Raw genomic sequence first — 26,924 nt, forward strand, 5'->3', positions numbered from 1 at the left:
AGAAAGGACCGAACCATGCGCGTACTCGTCACCGGCGGCGCCGGCTTCATCGGCGGGGCCGTCGTCGACCGGCTCGCCGCCCGCGGCGACGACGTCGTCGTCCTCGACTCCCTCGCCGCCCACCCCGAGGCCCCCGACCTGCCGGACGCGGTCGACCTCGTCGTCGGCGACCTCAACGACGAGGACGCCGTCGACCGCGCGGTCGCGGGCGTCGACGCCGTCTGCCACCAGGCCGCCCGCGTCGGCCTCGGCGTCGACTTCGACGACGTGACCGGCTACGTCGCCGACAACGACGCCGGCACCGCGGCGCTCCTGCGGGCCCTGTGGCGCCGCGGCTTCACCGGCCGCCTCGTCGTCGCCTCCTCCATGGTCGTCTACGGCGAGGGCCGCTACCGGTGCCCCGACCACGGCGACGTCCGCGCCGCCCCGCGCCGACGCGCCGACCTCGACGCGGGCCGCTTCGAACCCCGCTGCCACCGCTGCGGCACCGCCCTCGCCTGGGCCCCGGTCACCGAGGACGCCCCGCTCGACCCCCGGAACGTCTACGCCGCCACCAAGGTCCACACCGAGCACCTCGCGTCCCTGTACGGGCGCGAATCGGGCGCCCGCGTCTGCGCCCTGCGCTACCACAACGTCTACGGTCCCCGCATGCCCCGCGACACCCCCTACGCCGGCGTCGCGAGCATCTTCCGCAGCGCCCTCGAACACGGAACCGCCCCGCGCGTGTTCGAGGACGGCGCCCAGGTCCGCGACTTCGTCCACGTCCACGACGTCGCCCGCGCCAACCTCCTCGCCCTCGACAGCCCCTGGGAGGGCGCCTGCAACATCGCCAGCGGCGAACCGCACAGCATCGCCGACATGGCCCGCGCCCTCGCCGCCGCCCACCCCGGCGCACCCGAACCGGTCGTCACCGGCGAGTACCGCCTCGGCGACGTCCGGCACGTCGTCGCCGCCCCCGACCTCGCCGCCGACGCCCTCGGCTTCCGCGCCGAGACCGCCTTCGCCGACGGCATGCGCGCCTTCGCCCGCGACCCGCTCCGCTGACCCGGGCTCAGGCCCGCCAGCTCCGGCGCGGCCTGAGCTCCAGGTCCGGCACCGCCGGCGGGAACGGCGGGTACCGCACGACCAGGTCCTCCCAGACCTCGTTCGGGATCGCCAGGCCCGCGTCGATCATCGCCGCCCCCTGCCACAGCCCCAGCGACTTCAGGGCCGCCGCGGTGCTGCGGCAGATCTCCTCGTTCAGGCTCGCGAACCGCTCTCCGGCCGCCTCCCGCTCCGCGATCCCGGCCGGATCGGCCGCGTCCTCCAGGCGCTCCAGCACCGCCCCCAGCCGCTCGCACTCCTCCGTCAGCTCCAGCACCGGCCGGAACGCCGCCGCGATCCGCCCGTCGGTCACCTCGTCCACGACCCACCCCTTTCCGGCACGAACCCTAGTGCAGGGCCCGGCGGTCGGCACGGCGCCGTCCCCGGCCCCCCGACCTGCGCCCGAGCCGGGAATGATGAGTTTTCCGGCCCCTGACCGTCATACCGGTGACAACGATCGACGAGAGGGAAGGACGAGGCGATGCGCACCGACACGCTGCTGGAGGAACTGGGCGTCAGCGACCTGGGGGAGGTGGACGAGCAGACCTTCGCCGGCCTCGCCGAACGGCACCGGCGGGAGCTGCACGTGCACTGCTACCGGATGCTCGGGTCGTTCGAGGACGCCGAGGACGCCGTGCAGGACGCGCTCCTGAGCGCCTGGCGCCGCCGCGAGACCTACGAAGGCAGGTCCACGTTCCGGGCCTGGCTCTACCGGATCGCCACCAACGCCTGCCTCGACCTGCTCGCCAAGCACCGCCCCAAGCCCGCCGCCGGCGGCGAGGTCCTGTGGCTCCAGCCCTACCCGGACCGGCTCCTCGACGAACTCCCCGCGGTCGGCGCCGACGAACCGGAGGCGCTCGCCGTCGCCCGCGAGACCATCGAGCTCGCCTACGTCGTCGCCGTCCAGCACCTCGCGCCCCGCCCGCGCGCCGTGCTCATTCTGCGCGACGTGCTCGGCTGGCGCGCCAAGGACACCGCCGACCTCCTCGGCGTCACCGTCAACGCCGTGAACAGCGCCCTCCAGCGCGCCCGCGCCGGCATGCGCGAGCACCTCCCCGCCGAACGCCAGGACTGGACCGGCGGCGCCGAGGACCCCGAGACGCGCGAACTCGTGCGCCGCTACACCGAATCCTGCGTCGCCACCGACGTCCAAGGCGTCGCCGCGCTCCTGCGCGAGGACGTGCGCTGCTCCATGCCGCCCACCCCCGGACTCCACATCGGACGCGACGCGGTCGTGCGCGACTGGACCGAGAGCGGCTTCGGCGACATGGAGCCCCTGCGCGCCGTCCGCACCTCCGCGAACCGGCAGCCCGCGATCGGCTTCTACAGCAAGGACACCGCCACGGGGGACTACCTGCCGCTGACGCTCGACGTCCTGCGCGTCGCCGGCGGCGCCGTCGCCGAGATCACCACCTTCCACGCCGACCGGTTCGCGCGCTTCGGCCTGCCCGAACGCCTCGCGGCGTAAGGAGCCGATCCCGTGAACGCGTCCCGCACCGCGGCGCCCCGCCGCGCCCGCCGACTCGCCGCTGCCGGCCTCCTCGCCGTCCCCGCGGCGGTCGCGGCCACCGTCCTCACCGCCGCGCTCGCCCGCGCCGCCGGCGCCGACTTCGCGATCCCGGCCGGCGGCGAGACGATCCCGCTGCCCGGCTTCGCCGTCGTCACCGGCTGCTGCTGCCTCGTCGGCCTCGCCCTCGCCGGGGCCCTGCTCCGCTGGAGCGCCCGCCCCGCCGAGCGCTTCGTCCAGACGGCCCTGGCCCTCACCGCGGTCTCGCTCGTCCCGCCGCTCCTCTCCGGAGGCAGCGGACCCACGATCGCCGCGCTCCTCGTCCTCCACCTCGTCCCCGCGGCGGTGATGATCCCCGCGCTGGCGGTGCGGCTGCGCCGTCTCGCGGGGAGCTGACCGACGCGCCGCGGCGTCAGCGCTCGGCGGTGCGCCGCGGCGGCTCGGCGGGCTCGTCCGCGCCGGTCCAGCTCGCGAGGAGCTGGAGGCGCTCGAAGGAGGGCGAGGCGGGCTCGGCGGTGTACACCAGGAGGACCAGGCCGGGGTCGGCGGTGAACTCGAGCTCCTCGTAGACCATGTCGAGGTCGCCGACGACCGGGTGGCACACGTGCTTGCGCCCGGTGCCGTGGATGCGGACGTTCCTTGCGGCCCACCGGGTCCGGAACTCCTCGGAGCGGGTCGAGAGCTCCCCGACGAGGTCCTGGAGCCCCTTGTCGTGCGGGTCGCGGCCGGCCTCGGCGCGGAGCATCGCGACGTTGATGTCGGCGGCGAGCTGCCAGTCGGGGTAGAACCGCTGCGAGCGCTCGGTGTCGAGGTAGCAGAACCGCGCGAAGTTCGGGAGCTGCTCGGCGCCTTCGTACACGTCGGCGTAGAAGGCCCGCCCGAGCCGGTTGGCGGCGAGGATGTCGAGGCGGCCGTTGCGGATGATCGCGGGCGCGCCGATCGTGTCGAGCAGCTGCACCAGGCTCTGCCGCGGCGTCCAGTTCTTCGCGCCGCGCCGCCGCGGGCGGGCCTGCGGGGCGCGCCCGGCCGCCTTCGCGAGGTCGAACAGGTAGGACCGCTCGGCCTCGTCGAGTTGGAGGGCCTTCGCGAGGGCGTCCAGGACGATGTCGGAGGCACCCGCGATCCCGCCGCGCTCAAGGCGCGCGTAGTACTCGACGCTCACGTTCGCCAGGACCGCGACCTCGGCGCGGCGCAGCCCCGGCACGCGGCGGTTCGCGCCGGCGGGCAGGCCCGCCCGCTCGGGGGTCAGTCGCGCGCGGCGCGAGGTCAGGAACTCGCGCACCTCGTCCCGGTAGTCCACGCTTCGACGCTACGCCGCCCGGCGCGTCCGAGGGGTGCCCTGGCAGTACACCCCTCGACAGTGCGTTCCACCGGGCGCGGAGGCGCGCTTTGATCGAAGACGTGCGGGTCGGCGCGGCCGACCCGGCAGGACCGAGACCGGCCCGCGGCCGAGACCAGGGAGAGCATCATGTTCGGCACCGTCATCCACGCCCCCGGCGACATCCGCCTCGAAGAGCGGCCCGACGCCGCCCTCACCGCGCCCACCGACGCGGTCGTCCGCCTGGCCGCGACCTGCATCTGCGGGTCCGACCTGTGGCCCTACCGCGGCATCGAGTCCGTGGACGAACCGCGCCCGATGGGCCACGAGTACGCCGGCGTCGTCGAGCAGGTCGGCGCGGACGTGCGCGACATCAAGGTCGGCGACTTCGTTGTCGGCTCCTTCGCGACCTCCGACAACACCTGCGAGATCTGCCGCGCCGGGTACCAGTCCCACTGCGTGCACCGCGAGTTCATGGGCACCGCGCAGGCCGAGCTGACGCGCGTCCCGCACGCCGACGGCACCCTCGTCGCCACGCCCGGGCAGCCCGACCCCGACCTCGTCCCGCACCTGCTGGCCGCCTCCGACGTCCTGGGCACCGGCTGGTACGCCGCCGACGCCGCCCAGGCCGGGCCCGGCAGGACGGTCGCGGTCGTCGGCGACGGCGCGGTCGGCCTCCTCGGCATCCTCTCCGCGAAGCAGATGGGCGCCGAGCGGATCATCGCCATGTCCCGCCACGCCGACCGCCAGAAGCTCGCGATCGAGTTCGGCGCCAGCGACATCGTCACCGAACGCGGGGAGGAGGGCGTCGCCCGCGTCAAGGAGCTCACCGGCGGCCTCGGCGCGCACTCCGTGATCGAGGCCGTCGGCACCCAGGAGTCGATGATGCAGGCGATCCGCTCCACCCGCGCCGGCGGGCACGTCGGCTACGTCGGCGTCGCCCACGGCGTCAGCCTCCCCGGCGAGGAGCTGTTCTTCTCCGGCACCCACCTCCACGGCGGCCCCGCCCCCGTCCGCAAGTACCTGCCGCACCTCATCGACCTCATCTGGCGGCGCGAGATCGAGCCCGGCAAGGTCTTCGACCTCACGCTCCCGCTCGCCGAGGTCGCCGAGGGCTACAAGGCGATGGACGAGCGCCGCGCCGTCAAGGTCCTCCTCCAGCCCTAGCCGGACCCGAAGGGCCGCAAGGCGCGTCGCGACCACCGGCCCCGCGGGCCGCTTCGGCCCCGCCGCGCAGGCCGTCTCCAGTGGACGGCCTGCGCCTCCGCGTCTAGAGCCCGTGGCGGTCCAGGAAGTCCAGGACCGCGCGGTGCCAGTCCTCGGGCCGCTCGGCCATGAAGACGTGCCCGGCCTCGATCCTGACGTGCTCGGCGCCCGGGATGGCCTCGGCGAGGGCCCGGTGGTTCGCCGGATCGACCAGCAGGTCCTCGCTCGCCTCGACCACGAGGGTCGGCACGGCGAGGCCCGCGAGGTCCGCGCCCGTGTCGACCCGCCCGACCAGCGCCGCCTGCGCGGCCGCGCCGCCGGGCACCGACGCGGCGATCTCCGCGACGGTCGCGGCGAACGCCGGGGCTGGCAGGGCGTTCGTGTACGCGGGGCTGAAGGCCGTGCCGAGCGTGAAGCGCGCGAAGGCGTCGCGGTCGCCCGCGGCCAGGAGCGCCGCCCACAGGTCGAGCGCGAGCCGCAGCCGGTTGTCGGGCCGCACGAGTCCGGCGGCGAGCACGAGGCCCGCGACCCGCTCCGGGTGGCGGGCGGCCGCCCGGACGGCGACCGCCGTGCCGAGCGAGTAGCCGATGAGCGTGAACCGCTCGGTGGCGGCCGCGGCCACGAGCGCGTCGGCGAGCGCGTCGAGTTCCAGGGGCGTGTCGTCGGCGGGGTAGTCGGAGCCGGTGACGGTGTGGCCCTCGGCGAGCAGCGGGATCAGGCTGCCGAAGTTCGCCTCGATCCCGCCGCCCGCACCGTGCGCGAGGACGATGCCGGGGCCGGAGCCGACGACCTTGGTGGTGAGTGAAATGTTCTCCATGCCCGCGACGTTATGGCTTCACATCGATGTGAAGGTCCAACGTTTGTGTCGGAGGTCATGGTGCTGATCGGTGAGCTGTCGCGACGCACGGGCGTGAGCGCCCGCCTGCTGCGCTACTACGAGGAGCAGGAGCTGCTCGTGCCCGACCGCGACGCCAACGGCTACCGCACGTACGGCGACGACGCCCCGGCCGTCGTCGAGCGCATCCGCGAACTCCTCGACTCCGGGCTGTCCACCAAGGCGATCCGCGAGATCCTGCCGTGCTCGGTCGCGGACGGCATCCGCCACTGCGACCACTCCCGCGCCGTCCTCGGCGACGGCCTCTCCCGCCTCGAGGAGGAGATCGCCGCCCTCGAAGCGAAGCGCCGCCTCCTCGCCGGCCAGGTCGCCGCCGCGGCGAGCCGCCCCCGCGAAGCCGGACCCGGGCACGACTGAACCGCGCCCGGCCGAACGCCGGAAGCAGCGGACGCGGCCGCGACCCCCACCGGGCCCCGGCCGCGCCCCGCTCAGCCGTGCAGGGACGGCCGGTACACCAGCTCCTGGGTGCGGCCGTCCATCGTGCGGTGACCCACCAGGTCGAGATCGAAGTCCGCGGCGCCCGCGAACACCGGGAACGCCCCGGTCCTCCCGCTGATCACGGGGAACACCGTGACCTGCACGAAGTCCACGAGCCCGGCCGCCAGCAGCGACCGGTTCAGCGACAGGCTCCCGTGCGAGCGCAGCGGCACCGCCGACTCCTCCTTCAGCCGGGCCACGACCTCGACGGCGTCGCCAGCGGCGACCGTCGCGTCCGGCCAGCCGAGGGTCTCGGTCAGCGAGTTCGACACCACGGTCGTCGGCGTGCCCCGCATCCGCGAGTTCACCGGGTCGAGGTCGCGGATCGGCCCCAGCAGCTTCGCGAACAACCGGAACGTGTTCGCCCCCAGCACCATCCGCTGCTCCTCCCGGTTCACCTCCAGCCGCCGGTCCAGGAACTCCGGACCCTGCTTGCCCCAGTAGCCGCCCCAGTCCCCGTCCGGCCCGTACGAGCCGAAGCCGTCGAGGGTGGCGAAGACGTCCCAGGTGTAGGTCGCGGTCATGTGCATGCTCCAAGCGGGCGGTGGTCGGTTCGCACATGCAGACGAGACCCGGCCCCGAAACTCATCGCACGCACCGCGAACCGGCACGCGGCGGCCCCGGCGCCGGTACCCTACTGGGCACCGTCCCGGCCGCGGCCGGGCACACCTGGAGGTCGATCATGGGGGAGCCGGCCGAGCGCTACGCGGAGGTCAAGACGCGGGCCGGGCTGCTGCGCGGGCGCTGGCGGGGCGAGCCGGGCGCGCCCGGCGCCAGCGCGGCCTTCCTCGGCATCCCCTTCGCCGAACCGCCCGTCGGCGAGCGCCGCTACGCCCCGCCGGTGCCGAAGGCCCCCTGGGACGGCGTGCGCGACGCGCTCGAACGCGGCGCCACGCCCTACCGCAAGGGCGGCACGCCCGCGCTCATCCCCGAGGCCGCCGTCCCCGGCGACTCGACCCTGAACATCGACGTCTTCACCCCCGACCCCGGCCCGGACGCACGCCTGCCGGTCCTGGTGTGGATCCACGGCGGCGGCTTCACCGCCGGGTCGCCGGCCTGCCCGTGGTACGACGGGGACGCGTTCTGCCGCGACGGCGTCGTCACCGCGAACCTCTCCTACCGGCTCGGCTTCGACGGTTTCGGCTGGATCGACGGCGCCCCCGCCAACCGCGGCGCCCTCGACTGGCTCGCGGCCCTGACCTGGGTGCAGGACAACATCGCCGCGTTCGGCGGCGACCCCGCCCGCGTCACCGTCGCCGGCCAGTCCGCCGGCGGCGCCGCCGTCCTCGCCCTGCTCGCCATGCCCCGCGCCAACGGCCTGTTCTCGCGCGCCTGGGCGCTCTCGCCCGCGCCCGCGTACGGCTCCATGGCCCGCGCCGAGGCGTTCGCGCGGCGCATCACCGACCAGGTCGGCGTCCCGCCCACCCGCGAGGCGCTGCTGGCCGTCCCCGAGTCGAAGCTGCTGAAGATCCAGCGCAAGGAGGTCGGCCGCCACTCCGGGAACGTCGCCGCCGCCGTCACCGCCGCGCTCGCCGAGGGCCTGCCGTACGGGCCGCTCGTCGACGGGGACCTCCTCCCGCGGCCGGTGCCCGAGATGATCGCCGCCGGACGCGGGGCGGCCGTCCCGCTCGTGGTCGGCACCTGCGACGACGAGCTCGCCCCCGCGCTCAAGGACGCGCACCGGCTCCTGCGCTACCTCCCGCCCTGGCTCGTGCTCGGCCGGATCGGCCTCACCGGGAGGACCCGCCGCGCCTGGCTGGCCGCCAACCGGGACGCGCGCCGCCGCGGCACCAAGGCCGTCCTCGCCCGGTACGCCACCGACCGGGCCTTCCGCGCCGGCGTGCCCGCGCTCCTCGCCGCCCGCGACCGCGGCGGCGCGACCGGCACCTGGCTGTACCGGTTCGCTTGGCGCTCACCGGTGTACGACGCGGCGATCCACTGCCTCGACGTGCCGTTCTTCTTCGACCACCTCGCCGCCGCCAGCGTCGCCCGCATCGCGGGGGACGCCCCGCCGCAACCGCTCGCCGCCGAAATCCACGGCGCCGCGACCCGCTTCGCCCGCACCGGCGACCCCGGCTGGACCCCGGCGACGCCTGCGTCCCCGGCCGCCCGCGTCTTCGACACCCCCTCGACCACCGACCCGGACGGCTACGCGAGCGCCCGAATCCTCACGCCGTCCGCGTAGCCCGCCCGGCTCCGGGCCGTCGGCGACGGCCCGGGGCAGCTCGCGGCCGCGGAGATCGCACCGGTCCTCGCCGCCTGGTCCGTCCGCCTCACCGACCCAGGTGCGCGCGGATGCCCGCGACCACGAGCTCATGATCGTCCATCGAGGACAATCCCGAGACGGTGACGGCCGCGACGACACCGATGCCGCGGACGCGGACCGGGAACGACCCGCCCGTCACCGCGTAGTCGGCCGCGTCGAGCCACCCCGTGGCCGCGGCGTCGACGCCCTTGGCCTGATGCCGCTCCTTGGCGAGCGCGCTGCTCGACTCGAGCCGCAGCACCACCGCGGACTTGCGGGCGATCCACGACTCCTGGTCCGGTGTGCTCCCGGGCAGGGCCGCGCGGAACAGGATCAGGCCGGGACGGCGGATGTCGATGCCGACCGGGTGCCCCGCCTCGGAGGCCATGGCGGCGAGCCGCGAGCCGAGCCGCCACGCGTCCGCGTGGTCGAAGGCGTCGAAGACGAGGTCCCGCTCCTGCTGCTCCAGCACGCTGATGATGTCGGTCATGAACGGTCCCTTCAGGTTCGCTGATCGGCGCGCGGGCTCGGACGCCCGGCGGCCGGGGCCCGGGGGCCCCGTCGAGTGTAGGAACGCCGGCCCGCCTCCCGCCCCAGCACCTCCCGGTCCGAGCCCTGTGGCGCACGTCATGGTTGACCTTGACCCGAGGTCAAGGTGGAAGGTTCACGCGTCGGCAGGACGCCGACGGAACCAGAAGGAGCGAACCGCCATGGACGCCAAGCACCTCCAGCAGACCATCGAGTCGATCATCGACTCCGGCATCATCGGGGTCACCGCCCGCGTCACCGACGCGCACGGCGAGTGGACCGGCAGCGCCGGCGCCGCCGCCCTCGGCGCCGACGCGAAGCCGCCGGTCGACGGCCACATCCGGATCGGCAGCAACACCAAGACCTTCACCGCGACGATGGTGCTCCAGCTCGTCGCCGAAGGCCGGCTCGGCCTCGACGACCCGGTCGCCGCGCACCTGCCCGAGTTCGGCGTCGACGCGCGGATCACCGTGCGCATGCTGCTCCAGCAGACCAGCGGCCTGTTCAACTTCACCGGCGAGGTCTACGAGGACGGCTCGATCGTGCTCGGCGTGCCCGTCCCGTACGGTCCCGGCGGGGAGGCATGGCTGGACGACCGGTTCAAGTCCTACCGGCCGCAGGAGCTGGCCGAGCTCGCGCTCGCCAGGCCCCCGCGCTTCGCGCCCGGTGAGGGCTGGAGCTACTCGAACACGAACTACGTCCTCGCCCGCCTGCTCATCGAGCGGGTCACCGGCCGCAGCGTCCAAGCGGAGCTGGAGCGCCTCGTCCTCGCCCCGCTCGGCATGGCGCACACCGTCGTCCCGACCGACGCGGAGATCGCCGAGCCCCACGCCCGCGCGTACTACCGGAACGGGGAGGACACGGTCGACGTCACCCGCCAGAACCCCTCCTGGGTCTCCGCCGGCGGCGACATGATCTCCACGACCGCGGACCTCCGCACGTTCATCGCCGCGCTCACCGGCGGCGACCTCCTCCCGGCCGAGCTGCGCGAGGAGATGTTCACCCCGCGCCCCACCGGCATCCCCGGCATGGACTACGGACTCGGCGTGTTCGTGCTGACCACCGCCGACGGCGCCACCGTCATCTCCCACAACGGCGCCTCGGTCGGCCACGCGGCCCTCATGTACGCCGCCCCCGACGGGTCCAAGACCCTGACCGCGGCCTTGAACTGCGTCGACGACGCGAACCTCACCGTGGCCGCGGCCTTCAAAGGCGCGCAGCAGCGCCTGCTCGAGACCGTCTTCGGCGCCGCCTAGCCCGCCGCCGCGCCGGGCCGACCGGGCCCGGCGCGGCCGACGCCCAGGCAGGATGGATCCCATGCGCAACGGAGTCACGATCGGCCAGGCGGCCGCGTTCGCCGGCGTCACGATCAAGACGGTCCGCCACTACCACAAGCTCGGCCTGGTCGCCGAGCCCGAGCGCGACGCCTCCGGCTACCGCCGGTACGGCTCCGGCGACCTGCTCCGCCTGGTCCGCGTCCGCAGCCTCGCCGCCGCCGGCGTGCCCCTCGCCGAGATCGGCCCCCTCCTCGACGCCGACCCCGCGCTCCTCAAGACCGCCCTGACCGGCGTCGAGCAGCGGCTCGACGAGCAGATCGCCGAACTCACCGCCCGCCGCGCCATGCTGCACCGCCTCGCCGACGGCGACCGCGCCCTCCTCCCGGACCGCGCCGCCGCGATGCTCGACCGGATGCGCGACCTCGGCTACACCCCGGCGGAGGTCGAATCCACCAGGGACGGATGGGTGCTCGCGCGCGCCCTCGTCCCCGACGGCTTCGACGACTACCTCGACCAGTTCGAGCACGCCCTCGAAGACCCGAGCCTCCTCGAACTCGCCCGGCGCGTCGCCGAAGCCGCGACCTGGGACCCCCACGACCCGCGCATCGACCGGCTCGCCGCCGACGCCGCCGACCGCTACCTCGCCGACCCCGCGCTGCTCAAGACCGTCACCGGCATGCAGGCCCGCACCGACACCGCCGTCCGCTACTCGCTCATCGCCCGCCACGGCGACGAGCCGACCCCGGCCATGGCGCGCCTGTCCGCCCTCTTCGAAGCCCGCCTCCGCGCCGCCGGCGTCCGCATCCCCGACCCCGGCCTGCGCTGATCACGCCAGGATCCGCGCCAGCGCCGCCTCGGCGGCGGGCATCCACGTCGGCTTCCCGCCGACCCGGCCCTGCTCGCCCGCGATCCCGATCTCCAGCAGCGCCACCGTCTTCGCCAGCGCCCGCCCCCTGGCGCGCCGCACCACCGGCTCGTCGGCCCCGTACGCGTCGAGGCACGCCTCGGCCGCGCCGTCCGGCAGCAAGATCCACGCCGCCGCCAGATCGACCGCCGGATCGCCCACGAACAGATCCCCGAAGTCGACCACGCCCGCCAGCCCGCCGGCCTCCACGACCACGTTCGCCGGGTGCAGGTCCCCGTGCAGCCACACCCCGGGCCCCTCGTGATCGGGCGCCGCGAGCGCGTCCTTCCACACCGTGCGGGCGCGCTCGCCGTCCACTTGAGGCAGCCGCCCGAGCGCCTCCTCCAGGTGCGCGCTCATCGCCGCCAGCGGCGCACCGCGACCGTCGTTCGCGGGATGCCCCGCCGGTCCCTCCACGTGCAGTGCGCGCAGGAACGACGCCAGCGCCACCCCCGCCGCCGGATCGGCGACCGGCTCGACGTCCGCCGGAGTGCCGTGCACCCACGTCGTCACCAGCCACGTGCGCGGAAACCGCTCGGACGGCCCGCTCAACCGCACGGGCACCGGCACCGGCAGCGGCAACCGCGACGCCAGCTCCGGCACCAGCCGGTACTCCCGCTCCAGCAGCGCAGGCGCCCGCTCCGACCGCGGCAGCCGCACCGCCAGATCGGCCCCGAGCCGCCACATCTGGTTGTCCCAGCCGCCGTCCACGGCCTTGAGCTCGAGCCCCGCCAAGTCCGGATGCCGCTCCTGGAGCAGTTCCCGCAGCTCCCGCTCGCCCATCACCGAATCGCTCACCGTGCACCCTCTCGCCGCGGAGGTGCCACTCTACAACCCCCGGCTCCGCAGTAGCGGTGGCGAGGATGAAGGGGCGCAGAGGCATCGGCGTCTCCGATCGACTGGGTCTGCCCCAGATTCGCTCAACCGAAGTGGGAGGGGTTCCGGGTCGCCTCGCAGCCGGGAACAGGCGATCAGGCGAGAATACCCGCAACCGCAACCAAAGATCACCTTGCGGGACATCGTTTACCCAAGACCAGGACCTGTGACTGAATCACGACATCGACTGCACAGCACCAAACTCAGTCAGGTTGAAACAGCCTCACTGAACGGCTGAAACCGAACCGCATTCCGAACCGCCGTTTCTGCCTTGAGAGGCTTGCTGATCATATCTGAATATAACTGGTCACAGCTTGGGCAGAAGACCGCCACCGGGGGATCATTAACCGGGATATTTTCTGTCCCATACTGTCCGGCCAATAAGCTGTAAGCGGCGCCGCTTCTTCCTACGAGCCTGGTGCTTCAGAAGGTAATCCAGGCTCTGCTGAACGCTGAGCGTGATCGAGTGCCGAGGGCCGAGAGCTTGGCGGCACTGGTTCTTGAGCTGCAGGAGCGCGACCTTGGCGGCATTCAAGTTTCCACTTGAGGCCCTGCTGTTGGCGAGGCAACGACGGGTCTTGAGGGTCTCGGGGTGGTCAGGGCCGAGTACACGTTGTTGATCCGCCACGATGCCTTCAAGCTCGGAAATAGTGCCTTGAATATCTCCATTCCTTCCGCGCAGGTGTGCAAGGTTGTGGCGAGTGTCGAGAGTGTCAGTGTGGTCAGGGCCAAAGACGCGTTGCTGATCGGACAGATTGGCCTCGAACTCTGCTACGGCGCCTTCTGTATCTCCAATTTCGGCGCGATGCTTCGCGAGGCAATGACGAGTCTCTAGCGTGCTGGGGTGGTCGGGCCCTAGCACGCGCTGCTGGTCGGAAAGGACAGCTTCGAACTCGGCAATGGCGCCAAGCGAATCCTCGGCCCAAACGCGCAGATCGGCGAGATTATGGCGAGTGTGAAGAACGTCGGGGTGGTCGGGGCCCAACATACGTTGTTTATCTGCCACGACGGCCTGGAACTCGACAACGGCGCCTGGCGCGTCCTTAGCCACCACGCGCAGTTCCGCCAAGCAGTGACGGGTTTCAAGCGTGCCATGATGGTCGGGTCCGAGGATGCGCTGCTGGTCGGAAAGGACAGATTCGAACTCAGCAATGGCGCCGGGCACATTTCCTGCGTTCGCTCGCAAATGCGCGAGGTTGTGACGTGTGCGGAATACATCGGGGTGGTTGGGGCCGAAGACGCGTTGCTGATCGGATAGTACGGCTTCGATTTCGGCGATGGCGCTAATTGTATCTCCGGATTTTCCTCGCAGATCAGCGAGGCAGCGACTTGTCCGAAGCGTATCGGGGTGGTCGGGGCCGAGGACATACTGCTCTCCGGCCAGGACAGTCTCGATTTCAGTAATGGCCCCCTTCGTATCTCCGGTTCTTTCGCGTAGATGTGCGAGATTATGGAGGGTGTCAAGGGTGTCGGGATGGTCTGGGCCAAAGACGCGCTGCTGGTCGGACAGGATGGACTCGAACTCTGCGATGGCCTCTTCCGGATTTCCTGCTCTTCCGTGCAGCTGTGCGAGGTGGTGACGCAACTGAAGTGTGTTGGGGTGGTCAGGGCCGAAGACGCGCTGCTGGTCGGATAGGACGGCGTCGAACTCTGCAATGGCTGCTTCGGTCTTGCCAGCTCTCCCACGCACGTCCGCTAGGCATCGGCGAGAATCGAGTGTATCGGTGTGGTCAGGACCGAGGACGCGCTGGCGGGCTTTGGTGACGTGTTCCAAGATTTCGATGGCGGTGGCAAGATTCCCAGTTTCAGCCGTCCAGAAGCCCAGGTAGTGCTGTGCTTCAAGCGTGTCGGCGTGGTTGGCGCCCAGCACCCTGAGGTAATCCTGAATCAATGTTGTATAGCCTTGTGCAGCTGTATTGGCTTCGCCGGCGATACCAGTGGCGTTCAAGTGTTCGCGGCGAGCAGTGAGAGTATCAGGATGGTCAGGGCCGAGCAGTTCCTGGCAGTCGCGAGCGAGCGATTGTTGATATCTCTGGGAGGCAGAAGCAGGGTCACGTTCCCGATAACCTAGTGCGGCATGGAATAGGATTGGGTGTGCGCGATCAGAAATCAGGGCAGATTTAGCATGGCCGAAAAGTGCGAGAACATTCGTCTGCAAGACCGAACCGTTTATGAAACCTGTCCTAGGCCATGTCTCCAGAAGCCCGTCGGCAGCAGTCCGGGCAGCCTTGGCAAGCTGTTCGTTTGTCAGTTGGTCGCGAATTGCGTGTTGGGCAAGAGCATGAAGGCGAACTTGGCCTCTGTCGAAGTCGAGCAGATTAAGCCCATGCAACTGTTTTAGGAGGGATTCAATTGCAACGTCGGTCACGGGTGTGGATGACTGTAGATTAAGCCAGGTTCGGACTACTTGACTCGTGAAGAGTTTAGACGGGATCCCGTTGGGGTCAAGTACGCTTGCTATCTGCAGAAGGAGCTCAGCTGCGCCCTCGGGGTAATAGGTGTTTGCCAAATCAATCGATATCGACCAGGTCGTAGCGAGACTGCGGTTGTAGTCGTCGGTCGAGGTGTCTGGACTTGGGAGAAGGTCAGCGAGTCGGTTTTGTCGATCTGCGAGCGCGCGGCGATAGTCCTCACAGGACATTAGGTGGAAGCGGTCCTCTCCGCCCAAGGCACGACCGCTAAGGGTGCCGATATGGTCGTTTGCGATGAAGGCAGCGGCCTGTGCGAGCGCGAACGGCAGGTAACCCAAGTCTGCTGCGAGTTCAGCTGCACCGATGAGCCGCTCGGGATTGGCCCCGAGCCGTTGTGAGAGAAAGGCATTGGCTTCATCTACGCTAAAGCTGTCAATGATGACGTGTTGGTCGGCCGGAACTTGGAGGTCGCGACGTCGGGTGGTGACTACGGTGGCTCCGCGCTTGGATTCAGGCGGCCATAGACCCTGCAGGTCACTAGCCTTAGCGAGGTCGTCGAATACGATCAGCCAGCGTAGCCTTGTCGAGGGCGTGGCGAGCCAGGCGAGGAACTGGCGGGCGCCCTGTTCGGGGTCGTGGGATTCCATGCCTGTGATATCAGCATTAGCCTGGGCAAGAGCACTCAGAATCGATTTGCGGGTCTCGGCCGTCACCCAGACCAGCAAGTCCACCTTTCGCGATCTCCAAAGTCGGTTTGCAAGTGCCGCTGCCATCTGGGTCTTGCCCACTCCACCCATGCCTGAAAGGACATATCGTGGTTGCGAGCGTCTGGCGCCGGGTTTTGGCAACATCGCAGCGAGCTTGCGATCAATATCTCGGTCAAGCCGTGCGGTGACCATTGTTGGAACGATCCCGACCATGTGCGGAAACGCTGCCTTGGGGCGCCGTTGCGGGACGCGTTGCTCGAACAGATTGTACTGCCTAGCGTGGTCACCGTGCAGGAGCCCTTGTGAGGACCGGTTGTCGAAGTGGCCGAACGCAGCCATGTCTGAATTGTAATGAGGCTCGAATGTGTCAGGGGTCGGCACAGCATGCTCCGGCGTGAGGAGGTCAGTTGAAGTGGTTGGTCTGGTTGCTGTGGTCGCCAATGAGGATTCCCTTGGCTCCCCGATTGTCCACGACGTACTTCCCGGCTGGCTCCTCCAGCTGCGCCAATAGTTCCCTGGCCTTCTCAAGAATTGTCTGATCGTCGGCGGCACCCGATTCGATGAGAGCAAAGGCGAGTGTGGATCGGAGGGTCTCAGCCTCAGTGTGGTCTGCGTCGATCACTGCGTTGGCTTCGAGGCGATCGCCAAGTTTCGTTCTTAGCAAGGTCTTCAGGCCCTGGTATGTGTCAGTGATTAGCGTGGATACCGCTTCTTTCGCGCCCAGGCCAGCCCCTGCGGCAGCGCCCGCTGCCAGGGCCGTGAGGATCAACTCGACACCAGTCATGGCTTGTACCCCTTCGCACGGCGAGAACTGCTCACTACGGTAGCAGCGGGTTGGTTTCAGTGCAGGCCACGTCGATACCGATACTGGATCGTGCTGGTTTTGATGGATTCGTATGCCGAGTCGTAGACCGCTGCGGCGGTCACGATGATGGAGCGGTGCGGTCGCGCGTCTACGGTCGCCAACTCCCGTCCCCGGCGACCTGGACCCGGTTCGCGACCGCGAGTTGGGTGTGAAGGCGGGGTTCGCCGTTGCGGTTGTCGAAGTAAACGAGAGAGCGCGACCAGGCTGTTCATGTCGACTTGGGGGCCCGTCGGCCACCGACACGTTTAGACGCGGCGTGCTCCTCCAAGTATGGGGGTCAAACTGGGTGAATCGTCGATAGCCGATGGACTCGGCAATGATCTTCCCAGCGAGCTCACCGAGGTTCTCGTGGCATACCAGCCCGTACTAGGGGGATGAGCTTTCGATGGGGTTGGGCCGGAGGGTCAGGATGCGGGAGACAGTCCGGAGCTGGCCGACAGTAGCGAGGGCTGACACGGTGGTCTCACAGAGAGGGCAATAGAACCCAGGGGGCAACCAAATTTGGCCCCCTGGGTGATGTACTTACCTTGCATGTGCGGGGGTGGTCAGGTGACTCCTGAGATGTAGCCCTCGAGTTGGCGCTTCTCGAATTCGAGTTGGCCGATGCGGTTCTTGACGACGTCGCCGATGCTCACGATGCCGGTGAGGGCGCCGTCGGCGGTGACGACCGGGACGTGGCGGATGCGGCGTTCGGTCATGAGGACCATGAGGTCCTCGATGGAGTCGTCGAGGACGCGAGTGTGGACTTCGGGCGTCATGATCCGCGAGACGGGGGCGTCGAGCACGTCGGGGTCGGCGTGCAGGCCCCGCGCCACGTCCCGTTCCGAGACGATGCCTTCGACGGTGGAGCCGTCGGCGCTCACCACGAGCGCGCCCACGTTGTGCTCGGCGAGGCGGGCCAGCAGGACCCGCACGGAGTCCTCCGGTCGGATGGTCACCACGGTCGATCCCTTGGACCGCAAGATGTCGCTGATGCGCATGGGACACCCTCCCGAAAGCACTGAACGAGTAGCTTTTCAGAGTAACCCAGACAAGGCCCCAGGAACAGCGTCACAGCGCACCGGATTAGGCGGCCGGGGCGGTCTCCAGCAGCTCGCGCAGCCGTGCGGCGTCCACATTCGCGCCGAAGACCGGGGTGCCCGGCTCCATCCGCGCGCCCGCGGCGAGCGGGCCGACGGGGACCGGGTCGAAGCCGAGGGCGTCGACCAGGGCGGCCGCGGCCGCGACGTCGGCCGCGTCGTCACCGGCGACGGCGATCGCCTTGCGGCCCGGCGCGCCCGCGGGCCGGGACTCGGCTTCGAGGTCGTGGTAGCCCATGTGATTGAACGCCTTCACCAGGCGCGGCGTGCCGAGGAACGACCGCACGGCCTCGCTGGAGGTCGTGCCCGGGTCCAGAATGCGCTCGCGCGGGCCGTCGACCTCCCACCAGTGGTTCATCGCGTCGATCACGAGCGCGTCGCCCAGCCCGGCCGGGATCGTGCGGTGCCTGCCCAGCGGCAGCGCCAGGACCGCGATGTCGGCCTCGCGCGCGGCCTCGGCCGGTGCCACCGCGACCGCGCCGGGCGTGAGGACCTCGACGGTGAGGGCGATCCTCTCGGGGTCGCCCGACCCCGCGATGAGGGTCCGGTACCCGGCGGCGACCGCGAGGCGGGCGAGGACGGTGCCGACCTTGCCCGCCCCGAGGATGCCGACCGTCTCCGGGCGGCTCATCGGGCGCCGTCCGAGAGCATGTCGCGGAGCATCGGGATGACCTTGGCGCCGTAGAGTTCCACGGCCCGCAGGCGCGCGTCGGCCGCCATGGCCCCGCCCGCGGAGTAGATGAGGTCGAAGCGGCCGACGTCGAGCGCGCGGATCGCGGCGGCGACCCGGCGGGCCACCGTCTCGGGCGATCCGATGTAGAGCGAGCCGTGCTCGACCTCCGCGTCGAACTCCTCGCGGCGCAGCGGCTGCCAGCCGCGGAGCTTGCCGATGCGGTCGCGGACCACCTTGTACCCCGGGTAGAACAGCTCCTTGGCCTCCTCGTCGGTGTCGGCGACGAAGCCCGGCGAGTGGAGCCCGACCGGGTAGGCGGTGGTACCGAGCTGGTCGGTCGCGCGCCGGTACAGGTCGACGTAGGGTGCGAAGCGCTCGGCCGGGCCGCCGATGACGGCGAGCATGAGCCGGAACCCGTACTTGGCGGTGCGGACCACCGACTGCGGGCTGCCGCCCACCCCGACCCAGGTGGGCAGGCGGCCGGACTCGGTCTTGGGGAAGACGTCCTGGTCGATCAGGGCCGCGCGCTGGGTGCCCTTCCAGGTCACCGGCCGCTCGTCGAGGAGCTTGTGGAACAGGTCGATCTTCTCCTCGAACAGGGCGTCGTAGTCGGCCAGGTCGTAGCCGAACAGCGGGAACGACTCGGTGAACGAGCCGCGCCCGAGGATGATCTCGGCGCGCCCGTTCGAGAGGGCGTCGACCGTGGCGAACCGCTGGAAGACCCGCACAGGGTCGTCGGAGCTGAGCACGGTCACGCCGGAGGAGAGGCGGATGCGGTTCGTCCGCGTCGCGATGCCCGCGAGGACGGTCTCGGGGGAGGAGATCGCGAACTCGGGCCGGTGGTGCTCGCCGAGGGCGACCACGTCGATGCCGACCTCGTCGGCGAGCACCGCCTCGTCGACGGTGGCGCGGATGGCCTGGGCGTAGGTGGTGACCTCGCCGTCGCCGTCCAGGGGCAGGTCGCCGAAGCTGTCGATGCCGAACTCGATGCCGTTCACGGTGCTCTCCTCGATCGCCGGCCGCCGGGCCGGGAACTGATTGACGTGTCAATCATAGGACGCGGTGCATGACGCGTCAACTATTCGGGTGGCCGCTGCGACGGGCGCCACCGTCGCCGCGCTCGGGACTCAGTCTGGCCGCACGGGGTGCTTGCTCAGCACCGAGACACGGTTGAACGCGTTGATCGCGATCGCCGTCCAGATCACCGCGGAGATCTGGTCCTCGGTGAGCGCGCCCCGCGCGGCCGAGTACGCCTCCTCCTGCGCCTCCTCGTCCGCGGGCGAGGTCACCGCCTCGGCCAGCGCGAGCGCCGCGCGCTCGGCGGGGGAGAACAGGCCGGTGTCGCGCCAGGCCGCCAGGACCCCGAGCCGCCGTGGCGACTCGCCGGCCTTGAGCGCGGCCTCGGTGTGCACGTCGAGGCAGTACGCGCAGCGGTTGAGCTGCGAGACGCGGAGGTTCACCAGCTCGACGAGGAGGCGGTCGAGCCCGGCGGCGGCCGCGGCCTCACGCACCGCCTTCGCGGTCTCGCGCAGCGCCCGGAACGGCTCCGGGGTCTGCCGGTCGATGTAGATCCGCGGTGACCGCTCAGTGCTCACGATGTGCCTCCTTCGAAACGCCCACCGTGGAAGTGGTGGCCCGTCATGATCGTAGGGCTATGCTCGTGAGTATATAGATGACATGACAACTAGTTCGGATTGCAGGTGGTCCAGGTGAGCAACGCGGAATCGGCCCCCGAGGCGGTGCGGTGCGGGACGCCCGGCGGCGGTGCGGCCGGCGTCGAGGTCCTCGCGGCGCGCGAGGTGCCCCTGGGCGGCCCGCGGGCGCTGCTGGTGCGCCGCACTCTGCCGCAGCGGGCCCGGACCCTCATCGGCGCCTGGTGCTTCGCCGACCACTACGGCCCGGTCGAGGTTCCGGCCGCCGGCGGCATGGACGTGCCGCCCCACCCGCACACCGGTCTCCAGACCGTCAGCTGGCTCTTCGCGGGCGAGATCGAGCACCGCGACAGCCTCGGCAGCCACGCGCTCATCCGCCCCGGCGAGATGAACCTGATGACCGGCGGCCGCGGCATCGCCCACTCCGAGGTCTCCACGCCGAACACCGCGGTACTCCACGGCGTCCAGCTGTGGGTCGCGCTGCCCGAGGAGCACCGGCGCGCCCCGCGCGACTTCCAGCACCACGTGCCCGAGCCGGTGCGCGTCGACGGGGCCGAGATCCGGGTCTTCCTCGGCTCGCTCGCGGGCGCCGCCTCGCCGGTGCACACCTTCACGCCGCTGCTGGGCGCCCAGATCGACCTCGAGCCGCACGCGGCCCTCACGCTCGACGTCGACCCGGCCTTCGAGCACGGCCTGCTCGTCGACGCCGGCGAGGTCCGCTTGGGCGGCACCGCGATCGGCCCCGCCGAGCTCGGCTACGCCCCGACCGGCGCCGCGGCCCTGACCGTCGTGAACGACTCGGACGGACCCGCCCGCGCGATCCTGCTCGGCGGCCCGCCGTTCGAGGAGGAGATCGTCATGTGGTGGAACTTCATCGCCCGCACCCACGACGAGATCGTGCGGGCCCGCGAGGACTGGGAGGCCGCGAGCGACCGCTTCGGCGAGGTGGAGGGCTACCCCGGCCGCCGCCTGCCGGCGCCGCCGCTGCCGAACGCGGTCATCATGCCCCGGCGCAACCCGCCCGCCCGCGAACGCGCCCCCGAATCCGACGGCGCCCCCGAACCCGACCGCGCCCCCGATTCCGACGGTCCGGTCGTGCGGCGCGTCGACGCCGAGCGGCGCTACGAGATCGCGGTCGGCGGCGTCCGCGCCGGCCTGACCGCCTACCGCGACCGCGGCGAGCAGCGGATCTTCTACCACACCGAGGTCGACCGGGCCTTCGCCCGGCAGGGCCTGGCCCCGGTCCTGGTCGAGCAGGCGCTGCACGACGCCCGCGCGGCCGGCCGGCGGATCGTGCCGGTGTGCCCGTACGTGGCCCGCTTCGTCAAGAAGCACCCCGAGTTCGCCGACGCCGTCGACCAGCCGACGCCGCAGCTCCTCAACTGGCTGGAGGCCGAGCTCGCCGTGCCCGAGCGGCACTGATTCAGCCCCGGCCCGGCGCGCGCCCGAGAGCGGCGAGGTGGTCGCGGAGCGTCTCGGCGACGTCCCGGGCGGCGGCGAGCTGCTCGGGGGTGAGCGCGTCGAGGAACAGCTCGCGGATGGCGTGGAAGTGCGGCACGCTCGAGCGCCGCAGAGCGTCGCGGCCCTCCTCGGTGAGCACGGCCTCGGCGCCGCGGTTGTCGCCCGCGGCCGCCTCGCGCCTGATCAGGCCCCGCTTCTCCATGCGGCCCAAGTGGTGCGAGAGGCGGCTGCGCTCCCAGCAGATCGCGTCGGCCAGCTGCGAGGAGCGCATGCGCCGACCCGGGGCCTCGCTCAGCTCCAGCAGCACCCGGTAGTCCCCGGTCGAGATCCCGCTGTCGGACTGGAGCCGCCCGGCCAGCGCCGACCGCAGGTCCTCGGTGGTCTCGATGAAGACCCGCCAGCTGTCGAGCTCGGTCCGGGTGAGCGCGGTGCGGCCCTTCCGCTCCGTCATCGGCGCCTCCTTTGGTTGACACGTCAATCATATAGGCCGCCGCCGGAACGAGGCCGCACGACCTGGAAGCGGAGATCCATGACGCGTCAACTAGAGATAGGATCGGCGGCGTGAACGACGCCGAACCGGTCCCGTGGCTGAGCGACGACGAGCAGCGCTCGTGGCGCGCGTTCGTGCGCCTGCACCTGAAGCTGTCCGCCCGCCTGGCCGCGGACCTCCAGTCGCACTCGGGCCTCTCGGCCGCCGACTTCGAGGTCCTCGTGGCGCTCACCGACGTCCCCGAGGGCCGCGTGCGGTTCCAGGACCTCGCTAAGGAGATCGACTGGGAGCAGAGCCGCCTCTCCCACCAGATCCGCCGCATGATCAAGCGCGACCTCGTCACCCGCGAGGAGTGCGCCGAGGACGGCCGCGGCGCGTACGTCGCGATCTCCGCGCACGGCCGCGCCGTCATCGAGGCCGCCGCGCCCAAGCACGTCGTCGCCGTCCGCCGCCTCGTCGTGGACGCCCTCACCCCCGAGGAGTTCGCCGAACTCGGCCGCCTCTCGGCGAAGCTCACCGACCGGATCGAGCGCGAGCCCTAGCGGACCCGGCGGACCGCGCCCGCCGCGCCCACTGGGCAATCTGTACAGCCTCCGGCCCGAAACACTGGCAGCAGGTGGGCACAAGCGCCAGGCGAAACGGTCACTATTGCCAACGGTTCGCGCTTGCGGTGTCCTAGGCGTCTACTCGTATCCCGCTGCGACGCGCACAGGAGGACCCGATGACCATCGACCAGACCCTGACGAGCCAGGAGCGCTTGGCCGACCTCGACCTCGAGCAGCTGCGGCAGCTCGTCGGCCTCGTCGAGTACGACGCCGCGTCCGACCCGTTCCCGGTCACCGGCTGGGACGCCGTCGTCTGGTCCGTCGGCAACGCCACCCAGGCCGCGCTGCTCTTCCAGGTCGTCTTCGGCATGGAGCTCGTCGCCTACTCCGGGCCCGAGACCGGCAACCGCGACCACCAGGCGTACGTCCTGCGCTCGGGCGCCGTCCGCTTCGTGTTCAAGGGCGGCGTCGACCCCGACAGCCCCCTGCTCGACCACCAGCGCCGCCACGGCGACGGCGTCGTGGACGTCGCCCTCGAGGTGCCCGACGTGGACGCCTGCGTCAAGCACGCGCAGGCCCAGGGCGCCACCGTCGTCCAAGCACCGCACGACCTCTCGGACGAGCACGGCACCGTCCGCCTCGCCGCGATCGCCACGTACGGCGAGACCGTCCACACCCTCGTCGACCGCTCGCAGTACGACGGCCCCTACCTCCCCGGCTACGTCGCCCGCACCTCCGGGTACGTCAAGCCCGACACCGAGCCCAAGCGCCTCTTCCAGGCCCTCGACCACGTCGTCGGCAACGTCGAGCTCGGCGCGATGGACCAGTGGGTCGACTTCTACAACCGGATCATGGGCTTCACCAACATGGCCGAGTTCGTGGGCGAGGACATCGCCACCGAGTACTCCGCGCTCATGAGCAAAGTGGTCGCCAGCGGCAACCGCCGCGTCAAGTTCCCGCTGAACGAGCCCGCGATCGGCAAGAAGAAGTCCCAGATCGACGAGTACCTCGAGTTCTACCGCGCGCCGGGCGTGCAACACCTCGCGCTCGCCACGAACGACATCATCCGCACCGTGGACTCGCTGCGCGCCAAGGGCATCGAGTTCCTCGCCACCCCTGACTCCTACTACCAGGACCCCGAGCTGCGCGCCCGCATCGGCGAAGTCCGGGTGCCGATCGAGGAGCTCCAGTCGCGCGGCATCCTCGTCGACCGCGACGAGGACGGCTACCTGCTCCAGATCTTCACCAAGCCGATCGGCGACCGCCCCACGGTCTTCTTCGAGTTCATCGAGCGCCACGGCTCCCTCGGCTTCGGCATCGGCAACTTCAAGGCGCTGTTCGAGGCCATCGAGCGCGAGCAGGCCAAGCGCGGCAACTTCTAGGGCTCGGAGGCGATCACCGTGGCGTACTACCGCCGTGTGGGCAGCGTGCCGCCGAAGCGGCACACCCAGCACCGGACCCCCTCGGGGGAGCTCTACCGCGAGGAGCTCATGGGCGAGGAGGGCTTCTCCTCCGACTCCTCGCTGCTCTACCACTCCGGCGTGCCGTCGGCGATCGTCGACGCGTCCCCCTGGGACGTGCCGGGGCAGGCGACCGAGGAGCACCGGCCGCTCAAGCCCCGGCACTTCAAGCTGCACGACCTGACCGCGCCCGACTGGAAGGCCGTCGACGCGGTCACCGGCCGCCGGCTCGTCCTCGGCAACGCCGACGTGCGACTCTCCTATGTGGCCGCCGGTGAGGCGTCCCCGCTGTACCGCAACGCGGTCGGCGACGAGTGCGTCTACGTCGAGTCCGGCTCGGCCACCGTCGAGACCGTGTTCGGCGCCCTCGACGCCCGCCAAGGCGACTACGTGGTCCTGCCGCGCGCCACCACCCACCGCTGGCTCCCCACCGGGTCGGAACCGCTGCGGCTGTATGTGATCGAGGCGAACTCGCACATCACGCCCGCCAAGCGGTACCTGTCGCGGTACGGCCAGCTCCTGGAGCACGCCCCGTTCTGCGAGCGGGACCTCCACGGCCCGACCGAACCCCTCATCGAGGACGGCGAGGATGTCGAAGTGCTGGTGAAGCACCGCGGCTCGCGCGGGATCACCGGCACCCGGTACGTGTACGCGACCCACCCGTTCGACGCGGTCGGCTGGGACGGCTGCCTGTACCCGTACACCTTCAACATCGCCGACTTCGAGCCGATCACCGGCCGCGTCCACCAGCCCCCGCCCGCCCACCAGGTGTTCGAGGGGCAGAACTTCGTCATCTGCAACTTCGTGCCGCGCAAAGTGGACTACCACCCGCTCGCCGTCCCCGTCCCGTACTACCACTCCAACGTGGACAGTGACGAGGTGATGTTCTACTGCGGCGGCGACTACGAGGCCCGCAAGGGCTCGGGGATCGGCCAGGGCTCCATCAGCCTCCACCCCGGCGGCCACAGCCACGGCCCGCAGCCCGGCGCGATGGAGCGCTCGCTCGGCGCGGAGTTCTTCGACGAGCTCGCGGTCATGGTCGACACGTTCCGGCCGCTCGAACTCGGCGAGGGCGCCGCGGCCAGCGAGGACCCCGGCTACGCCTGGACCTGGGCGGGCCGGGGGCCGCGCCCGTGATCCCGGGGCTCGCCGCCGGACTCTTCGACGACGCCGCGGTCTTCCCGCCCGGGAACGCCCCGCTCGCCCTCGCGGTGCGCGCGTACGGCGGGCGGCGGCGCGTCTGGTACGCCGGGCTCGTCGGCCCGCTGGTGGTCCCGGCCGCGGCGGTGCCGCGGCTCGGGCCGCTCCTGCCGGCCGGCGAACCGGCCCTGCCGGTGTCCGTGACGTTCCCCGACGGGCCCGCGGGCGTGCCCGCGGCCCTGGCGACCGCCGCGTTCCTGCCCGTCGAGGTCCGCTCGATCGAGGTCGCCGTCCCCGAAGGCACCGAACCGGACGCGTTCCTCGCCGACCTCGACGCCGCCGTGGAGGACGCGCCCGCGCTCGACGTGTACGTGGAGATCCCGCGGGACGCCAGGCGCGACAAGGTGATCGCCGCGATCGCCGGCCGCCGCCGCGCCAAGTTCCGCACCGGCGGCGTGCGCGCCGAACTCCACCCCGGCGAGGACGAACTCGCCGCCTCGCTCGCCGCCGCGGTCGCCGCCGGCGTCCCGTTCAAGGCCACCGCCGGGCTCCACCACGCCGTGCGCAACACCGACCCCGAGACCGGGTTCGAACAGCACGGCTTCCTCAACCTGCTGCTCGCGACCGACGCGATCCTGAACGGCGGCACCGAGACCGACGCCCGCGCCCTCCTCGCCGACCGCGACGAGGACCGCATCGCCGACCGCGTCGACGCCCTCGGGGACGCCCGCACCGCGGCCGCCCGGGCCGCGTTCACCTCCTTCGGCACGTGCAGCGTCACCGAGCCCCTCGACGAGCTCATCGGCCTCGGCCTCCTCAGCGCCCCCGACCCCGGCGACCCCGACCGCACCGCGCTCGACCCGAGCACCCCCGACGACCGCGCCCCCCACGACCGCACCTCCCACGACCGCGAGGACCACACCGCATGACCGCCATCGAGATCCCGGACGGCTCGCCGTTCGGGCCCGACAACCTGCCCTACGGCGTCTTCTCCACACAGGACGGATCGCGGCGGGTTGGCGTGCGCCTCGGCGACACCGTCGTCGACCTCTCGCTCCTGCTGCTCGACCCGGTCTTCGCCGCCCCGACCCTGAACCCGTTCATGGCCCAGGGCCGGCGGCGCTGGGACGAGGCGCGCGAGCGCATCCGCGACGCCGTCGCCGGTCCCGTCCCCAAGCAGGCCCTGCACCCGCTGCGCGAGGTCCGCCTGCACCTGCCGTTCGAGGTCGGCGACTACGTCGACTTCTACGCCTCCGAGCACCACGCCGCGAACCTCGGCCGCCTCTTCCGGCCCGGCGCCGAGCCCCTCATGCCGAACTGGCGGCACCTGCCGGTCGGCTACCACGGCCGCGCCGGCACCGTCGTCGTCTCCGGCACCGGGATCGTGCGGCCCTGCGGCCAGCGCAAGGACCCCGGCGAGGCCGCCCCGACGTACGGCCCCAGCCGCCGGCTCGACATCGAGGCCGAACTCGGCTTCGTCGTCGGCACCGGCTCGGCCCTGGGGGAGCGGATCGGCGTCGGCGACTTCGCCGAGCACGTCTTCGGCGCCGTCCTCGTCAACGACTGGTCCGCCCGCGACCTCCAGGCCTGGGAGTACGTGCCGCTCGGCCCCCACCTCGGCAAGAGCTTCGCGACCTCGGTGTCCCCGTGGGTGGTTCCGCTGGCCGCGCTCGAGGCGGCCCGAGTCCCGCTCCCGGGCCAGATCCCGGCGCCGCTGCCGTACCTGCGCGGCGGCGCGGACTGGGGCCTGGACGTCGACCTCGCGGTGGAGTGGAACGGCGAGCAGGTCTCGCGCCCGCCCTACCGCGAAATGTACTGGTCCCCGGCGCAGATGCTCGCCCACCTCACCGTCAACGGCGCCTCGACCCGCACCGGCGACCTCTTCGCCTCCGGCACCGTCTCCGGCCCGGCGAAGCACCAGCGCGGCGCGTTCATCGAACTCACCTGGGGCGGAACGGAACCGATCACCGTCAAAGGCGAGGAGCGCACCTTCCTCCGCGACGGCGACCACGTCGCGATCACCGCCACCGCGCCCGGCCCGCACGGCGCCCGCATCGGCTTCGGCGAGGTCGCCGGCACGATCCTCCCGGCCCGCTGACCCGCCCCGGCCGCGACCGGATCGCCG

At 71.5% G+C, this 26,924-nt stretch carries 27 protein-coding genes; 14 read left to right on the forward strand and 13 right to left on the reverse strand.

Annotated features, from left to right (window positions below; all coding sequences use genetic code 11):
• Positions 1-15 precede the first annotated feature (15 nt).
• Positions 16-1,044: an NAD-dependent epimerase/dehydratase family protein gene (locus EIW28_RS14295; protein WP_125248402.1), complete on the forward strand. Its 1,029-nt coding sequence runs from the start codon at positions 16-18 to the stop codon at positions 1,042-1,044.
• 7 nt (positions 1,045-1,051) lie between these two features.
• Here EIW28_RS14295 and EIW28_RS14300 read toward each other — a convergent pair whose 3' ends face one another.
• Entirely contained in the window at positions 1,052-1,405 is a 354-nt protein-coding gene (locus tag EIW28_RS14300; RefSeq protein ID WP_125248403.1) for a hypothetical protein, read from the reverse strand.
• 159 nt (positions 1,406-1,564) lie between these two features.
• Between EIW28_RS14300 and EIW28_RS14305 the strand changes: the two genes are divergently transcribed.
• Together EIW28_RS14305 and EIW28_RS14310 are read left to right on the forward strand one after the other, a co-directional pair.
• On the forward strand, positions 1,565-2,551 hold the full coding sequence (locus tag EIW28_RS14305; RefSeq protein WP_125248404.1) for an RNA polymerase subunit sigma-70: 987 nt from the start codon (positions 1,565-1,567) through the stop codon (positions 2,549-2,551).
• Positions 2,552-2,563: 12 nt separating this feature from the next.
• Positions 2,564-2,986 (forward strand): DUF6069 family protein, encoded by a 423-nt coding sequence (locus EIW28_RS14310; protein ID WP_125248405.1) that lies wholly within the window; start codon positions 2,564-2,566, stop codon positions 2,984-2,986.
• 16 nt (positions 2,987-3,002) lie between these two features.
• Here EIW28_RS14310 and EIW28_RS14315 read toward each other — a convergent pair whose 3' ends face one another.
• Entirely contained in the window at positions 3,003-3,890 is an 888-nt protein-coding gene (locus EIW28_RS14315) for a helix-turn-helix transcriptional regulator (RefSeq protein ID WP_125248406.1), read from the reverse strand.
• 168 nt (positions 3,891-4,058) lie between these two features.
• On the opposite strand from EIW28_RS14315, the gene EIW28_RS14320 reads away from it, so the two are divergent.
• Complete coding sequence (locus tag EIW28_RS14320) at positions 4,059-5,075, forward strand: zinc-dependent alcohol dehydrogenase family protein (protein WP_125248407.1); 1,017 nt, start codon at positions 4,059-4,061, stop codon at positions 5,073-5,075.
• 103 nt (positions 5,076-5,178) lie between these two features.
• Here the strand turns inward: EIW28_RS14320 and EIW28_RS14325 are convergent, their stop codons facing one another.
• Positions 5,179-5,931: an alpha/beta fold hydrolase gene (locus EIW28_RS14325; RefSeq protein ID WP_125248408.1), complete on the reverse strand. Its 753-nt coding sequence runs from the start codon at positions 5,929-5,931 to the stop codon at positions 5,179-5,181.
• A 57-nt stretch (positions 5,932-5,988) separates the two neighbouring features.
• Here EIW28_RS14325 and EIW28_RS14330 point away from each other — a divergent pair, with 57 nt between their 5' ends.
• Positions 5,989-6,366: a MerR family transcriptional regulator gene (locus EIW28_RS14330; RefSeq protein WP_197717275.1), complete on the forward strand. Its 378-nt coding sequence runs from the start codon at positions 5,989-5,991 to the stop codon at positions 6,364-6,366.
• 71 nt (positions 6,367-6,437) lie between these two features.
• On the opposite strand, the gene EIW28_RS14335 is transcribed toward EIW28_RS14330, so the two are convergent.
• Positions 6,438-7,010: a dihydrofolate reductase family protein gene (locus EIW28_RS14335; RefSeq protein ID WP_125248409.1), complete on the reverse strand. Its 573-nt coding sequence runs from the start codon at positions 7,008-7,010 to the stop codon at positions 6,438-6,440.
• A gap of 35 nt (positions 7,011-7,045) precedes the next feature.
• Here EIW28_RS14335 and EIW28_RS14340 point away from each other — a divergent pair, with 35 nt between their 5' ends.
• Positions 7,046-8,671 (forward strand): carboxylesterase/lipase family protein, encoded by a 1,626-nt coding sequence (locus EIW28_RS14340; RefSeq protein WP_197717276.1) that lies wholly within the window; start codon positions 7,046-7,048, stop codon positions 8,669-8,671.
• A gap of 88 nt (positions 8,672-8,759) precedes the next feature.
• Here EIW28_RS14340 and EIW28_RS14345 read toward each other — a convergent pair whose 3' ends face one another.
• Positions 8,760-9,221, reverse strand: a complete 462-nt coding sequence (locus EIW28_RS14345; protein ID WP_125248410.1) for a heme-degrading domain-containing protein — start codon at positions 9,219-9,221, stop codon at positions 8,760-8,762.
• 220 nt (positions 9,222-9,441) lie between these two features.
• Here EIW28_RS14345 and EIW28_RS14350 point away from each other — a divergent pair, with 220 nt between their 5' ends.
• Together EIW28_RS14350 and EIW28_RS14355 are read left to right on the forward strand one after the other, a co-directional pair.
• Positions 9,442-10,515 carry a serine hydrolase domain-containing protein gene (locus EIW28_RS14350; protein WP_187350609.1) on the forward strand — a complete coding sequence of 358 codons (1,074 nt, stop codon included), beginning with the start codon at positions 9,442-9,444 and terminating at the stop codon, positions 10,513-10,515.
• 61 nt (positions 10,516-10,576) lie between these two features.
• Positions 10,577-11,362: a MerR family transcriptional regulator gene (locus tag EIW28_RS14355; protein WP_125248412.1), complete on the forward strand. Its 786-nt coding sequence runs from the start codon at positions 10,577-10,579 to the stop codon at positions 11,360-11,362.
• On the opposite strand, the gene EIW28_RS14360 is transcribed toward EIW28_RS14355, so the two are convergent.
• The 7 genes from EIW28_RS14360 to EIW28_RS14390 all read right to left on the reverse strand — a co-directional run bounded on the left by EIW28_RS14360 (position 11,363) and on the right by EIW28_RS14390 (position 19,646).
• On the reverse strand, positions 11,363-12,238 hold the full coding sequence (locus tag EIW28_RS14360) for an aminoglycoside phosphotransferase family protein (protein WP_197717277.1): 876 nt from the start codon (positions 12,236-12,238) through the stop codon (positions 11,363-11,365). It lies immediately after the preceding gene.
• A gap of 421 nt (positions 12,239-12,659) precedes the next feature.
• Positions 12,660-15,626: a tetratricopeptide repeat protein gene (locus EIW28_RS14365; RefSeq protein WP_158630407.1), complete on the reverse strand. Its 2,967-nt coding sequence runs from the start codon at positions 15,624-15,626 to the stop codon at positions 12,660-12,662.
• Between the two features lie 211 nt (positions 15,627-15,837).
• The gene (locus tag EIW28_RS14370) at positions 15,838-16,218 is read right to left on the reverse strand and encodes a hypothetical protein (protein ID WP_125248414.1); all 381 of its coding nucleotides are present in this window, start codon (positions 16,216-16,218) and stop codon (positions 15,838-15,840) included.
• 626 nt (positions 16,219-16,844) lie between these two features.
• Complete coding sequence (locus tag EIW28_RS14375) at positions 16,845-17,279, reverse strand: CBS domain-containing protein (RefSeq protein ID WP_125248415.1); 435 nt, start codon at positions 17,277-17,279, stop codon at positions 16,845-16,847.
• Between the two features lie 85 nt (positions 17,280-17,364).
• Positions 17,365-18,009, reverse strand: a complete 645-nt coding sequence (locus EIW28_RS14380) for an NADPH-dependent F420 reductase (protein WP_125248416.1) — start codon at positions 18,007-18,009, stop codon at positions 17,365-17,367.
• Positions 18,006-19,049 carry an LLM class flavin-dependent oxidoreductase gene (locus tag EIW28_RS14385; RefSeq protein WP_125248417.1) on the reverse strand — a complete coding sequence of 348 codons (1,044 nt, stop codon included), beginning with the start codon at positions 19,047-19,049 and terminating at the stop codon, positions 18,006-18,008. The genes EIW28_RS14380 and EIW28_RS14385 overlap by 4 nt, the downstream gene beginning before the upstream one ends.
• Before the next feature lie 129 nt (positions 19,050-19,178).
• A complete protein-coding gene (locus EIW28_RS14390; RefSeq protein ID WP_232013995.1) occupies positions 19,179-19,646 on the reverse strand; it encodes a carboxymuconolactone decarboxylase family protein in 468 nt (155 codons plus the stop codon).
• A gap of 114 nt (positions 19,647-19,760) precedes the next feature.
• Here EIW28_RS14390 and EIW28_RS14395 point away from each other — a divergent pair, with 114 nt between their 5' ends.
• The gene (locus tag EIW28_RS14395; RefSeq protein ID WP_125248418.1) at positions 19,761-21,125 is read left to right on the forward strand and encodes a bifunctional pirin family protein/GNAT family N-acetyltransferase; all 1,365 of its coding nucleotides are present in this window, start codon (positions 19,761-19,763) and stop codon (positions 21,123-21,125) included.
• A 1-nt stretch (position 21,126) separates the two neighbouring features.
• Here EIW28_RS14395 and EIW28_RS14400 read toward each other — a convergent pair whose 3' ends face one another.
• Positions 21,127-21,615 (reverse strand): MarR family winged helix-turn-helix transcriptional regulator, encoded by a 489-nt coding sequence (locus EIW28_RS14400; protein ID WP_125248419.1) that lies wholly within the window; start codon positions 21,613-21,615, stop codon positions 21,127-21,129.
• Positions 21,616-21,725: 110 nt separating this feature from the next.
• On the opposite strand from EIW28_RS14400, the gene EIW28_RS14405 reads away from it, so the two are divergent.
• The 5 genes from EIW28_RS14405 (at position 21,726) to fahA (ending at position 26,897) form a co-directional block, all read left to right on the forward strand.
• Positions 21,726-22,196 carry a MarR family winged helix-turn-helix transcriptional regulator gene (locus EIW28_RS14405; RefSeq protein WP_125248420.1) on the forward strand — a complete coding sequence of 157 codons (471 nt, stop codon included), beginning with the start codon at positions 21,726-21,728 and terminating at the stop codon, positions 22,194-22,196.
• Positions 22,197-22,375: 179 nt separating this feature from the next.
• Entirely contained in the window at positions 22,376-23,581 is a 1,206-nt protein-coding gene (hppD, locus tag EIW28_RS14410; protein WP_125248421.1) for a 4-hydroxyphenylpyruvate dioxygenase, read from the forward strand.
• A gap of 18 nt (positions 23,582-23,599) precedes the next feature.
• Positions 23,600-24,796, forward strand: a complete 1,197-nt coding sequence (locus EIW28_RS14415; protein WP_125248422.1) for a homogentisate 1,2-dioxygenase — start codon at positions 23,600-23,602, stop codon at positions 24,794-24,796.
• On the forward strand, positions 24,793-25,728 hold the full coding sequence (locus tag EIW28_RS14420; protein ID WP_197717278.1) for a hypothetical protein: 936 nt from the start codon (positions 24,793-24,795) through the stop codon (positions 25,726-25,728). Before EIW28_RS14415 ends, EIW28_RS14420 begins: the two co-directional genes overlap by 4 nt.
• Complete coding sequence (gene fahA / locus EIW28_RS14425) at positions 25,725-26,897, forward strand: fumarylacetoacetase (RefSeq protein ID WP_125248423.1); 1,173 nt, start codon at positions 25,725-25,727, stop codon at positions 26,895-26,897. Before EIW28_RS14420 ends, fahA begins: the two co-directional genes overlap by 4 nt.
• Positions 26,898-26,924: the final 27 nt, after the last annotated feature.

It is taken from the genome of Glycomyces terrestris (assembly GCF_003933745.1).
In the GTDB taxonomy this organism is placed as follows: Bacteria; Actinomycetota; Actinomycetes; order Mycobacteriales; family Micromonosporaceae; genus Glycomyces; species Glycomyces terrestris.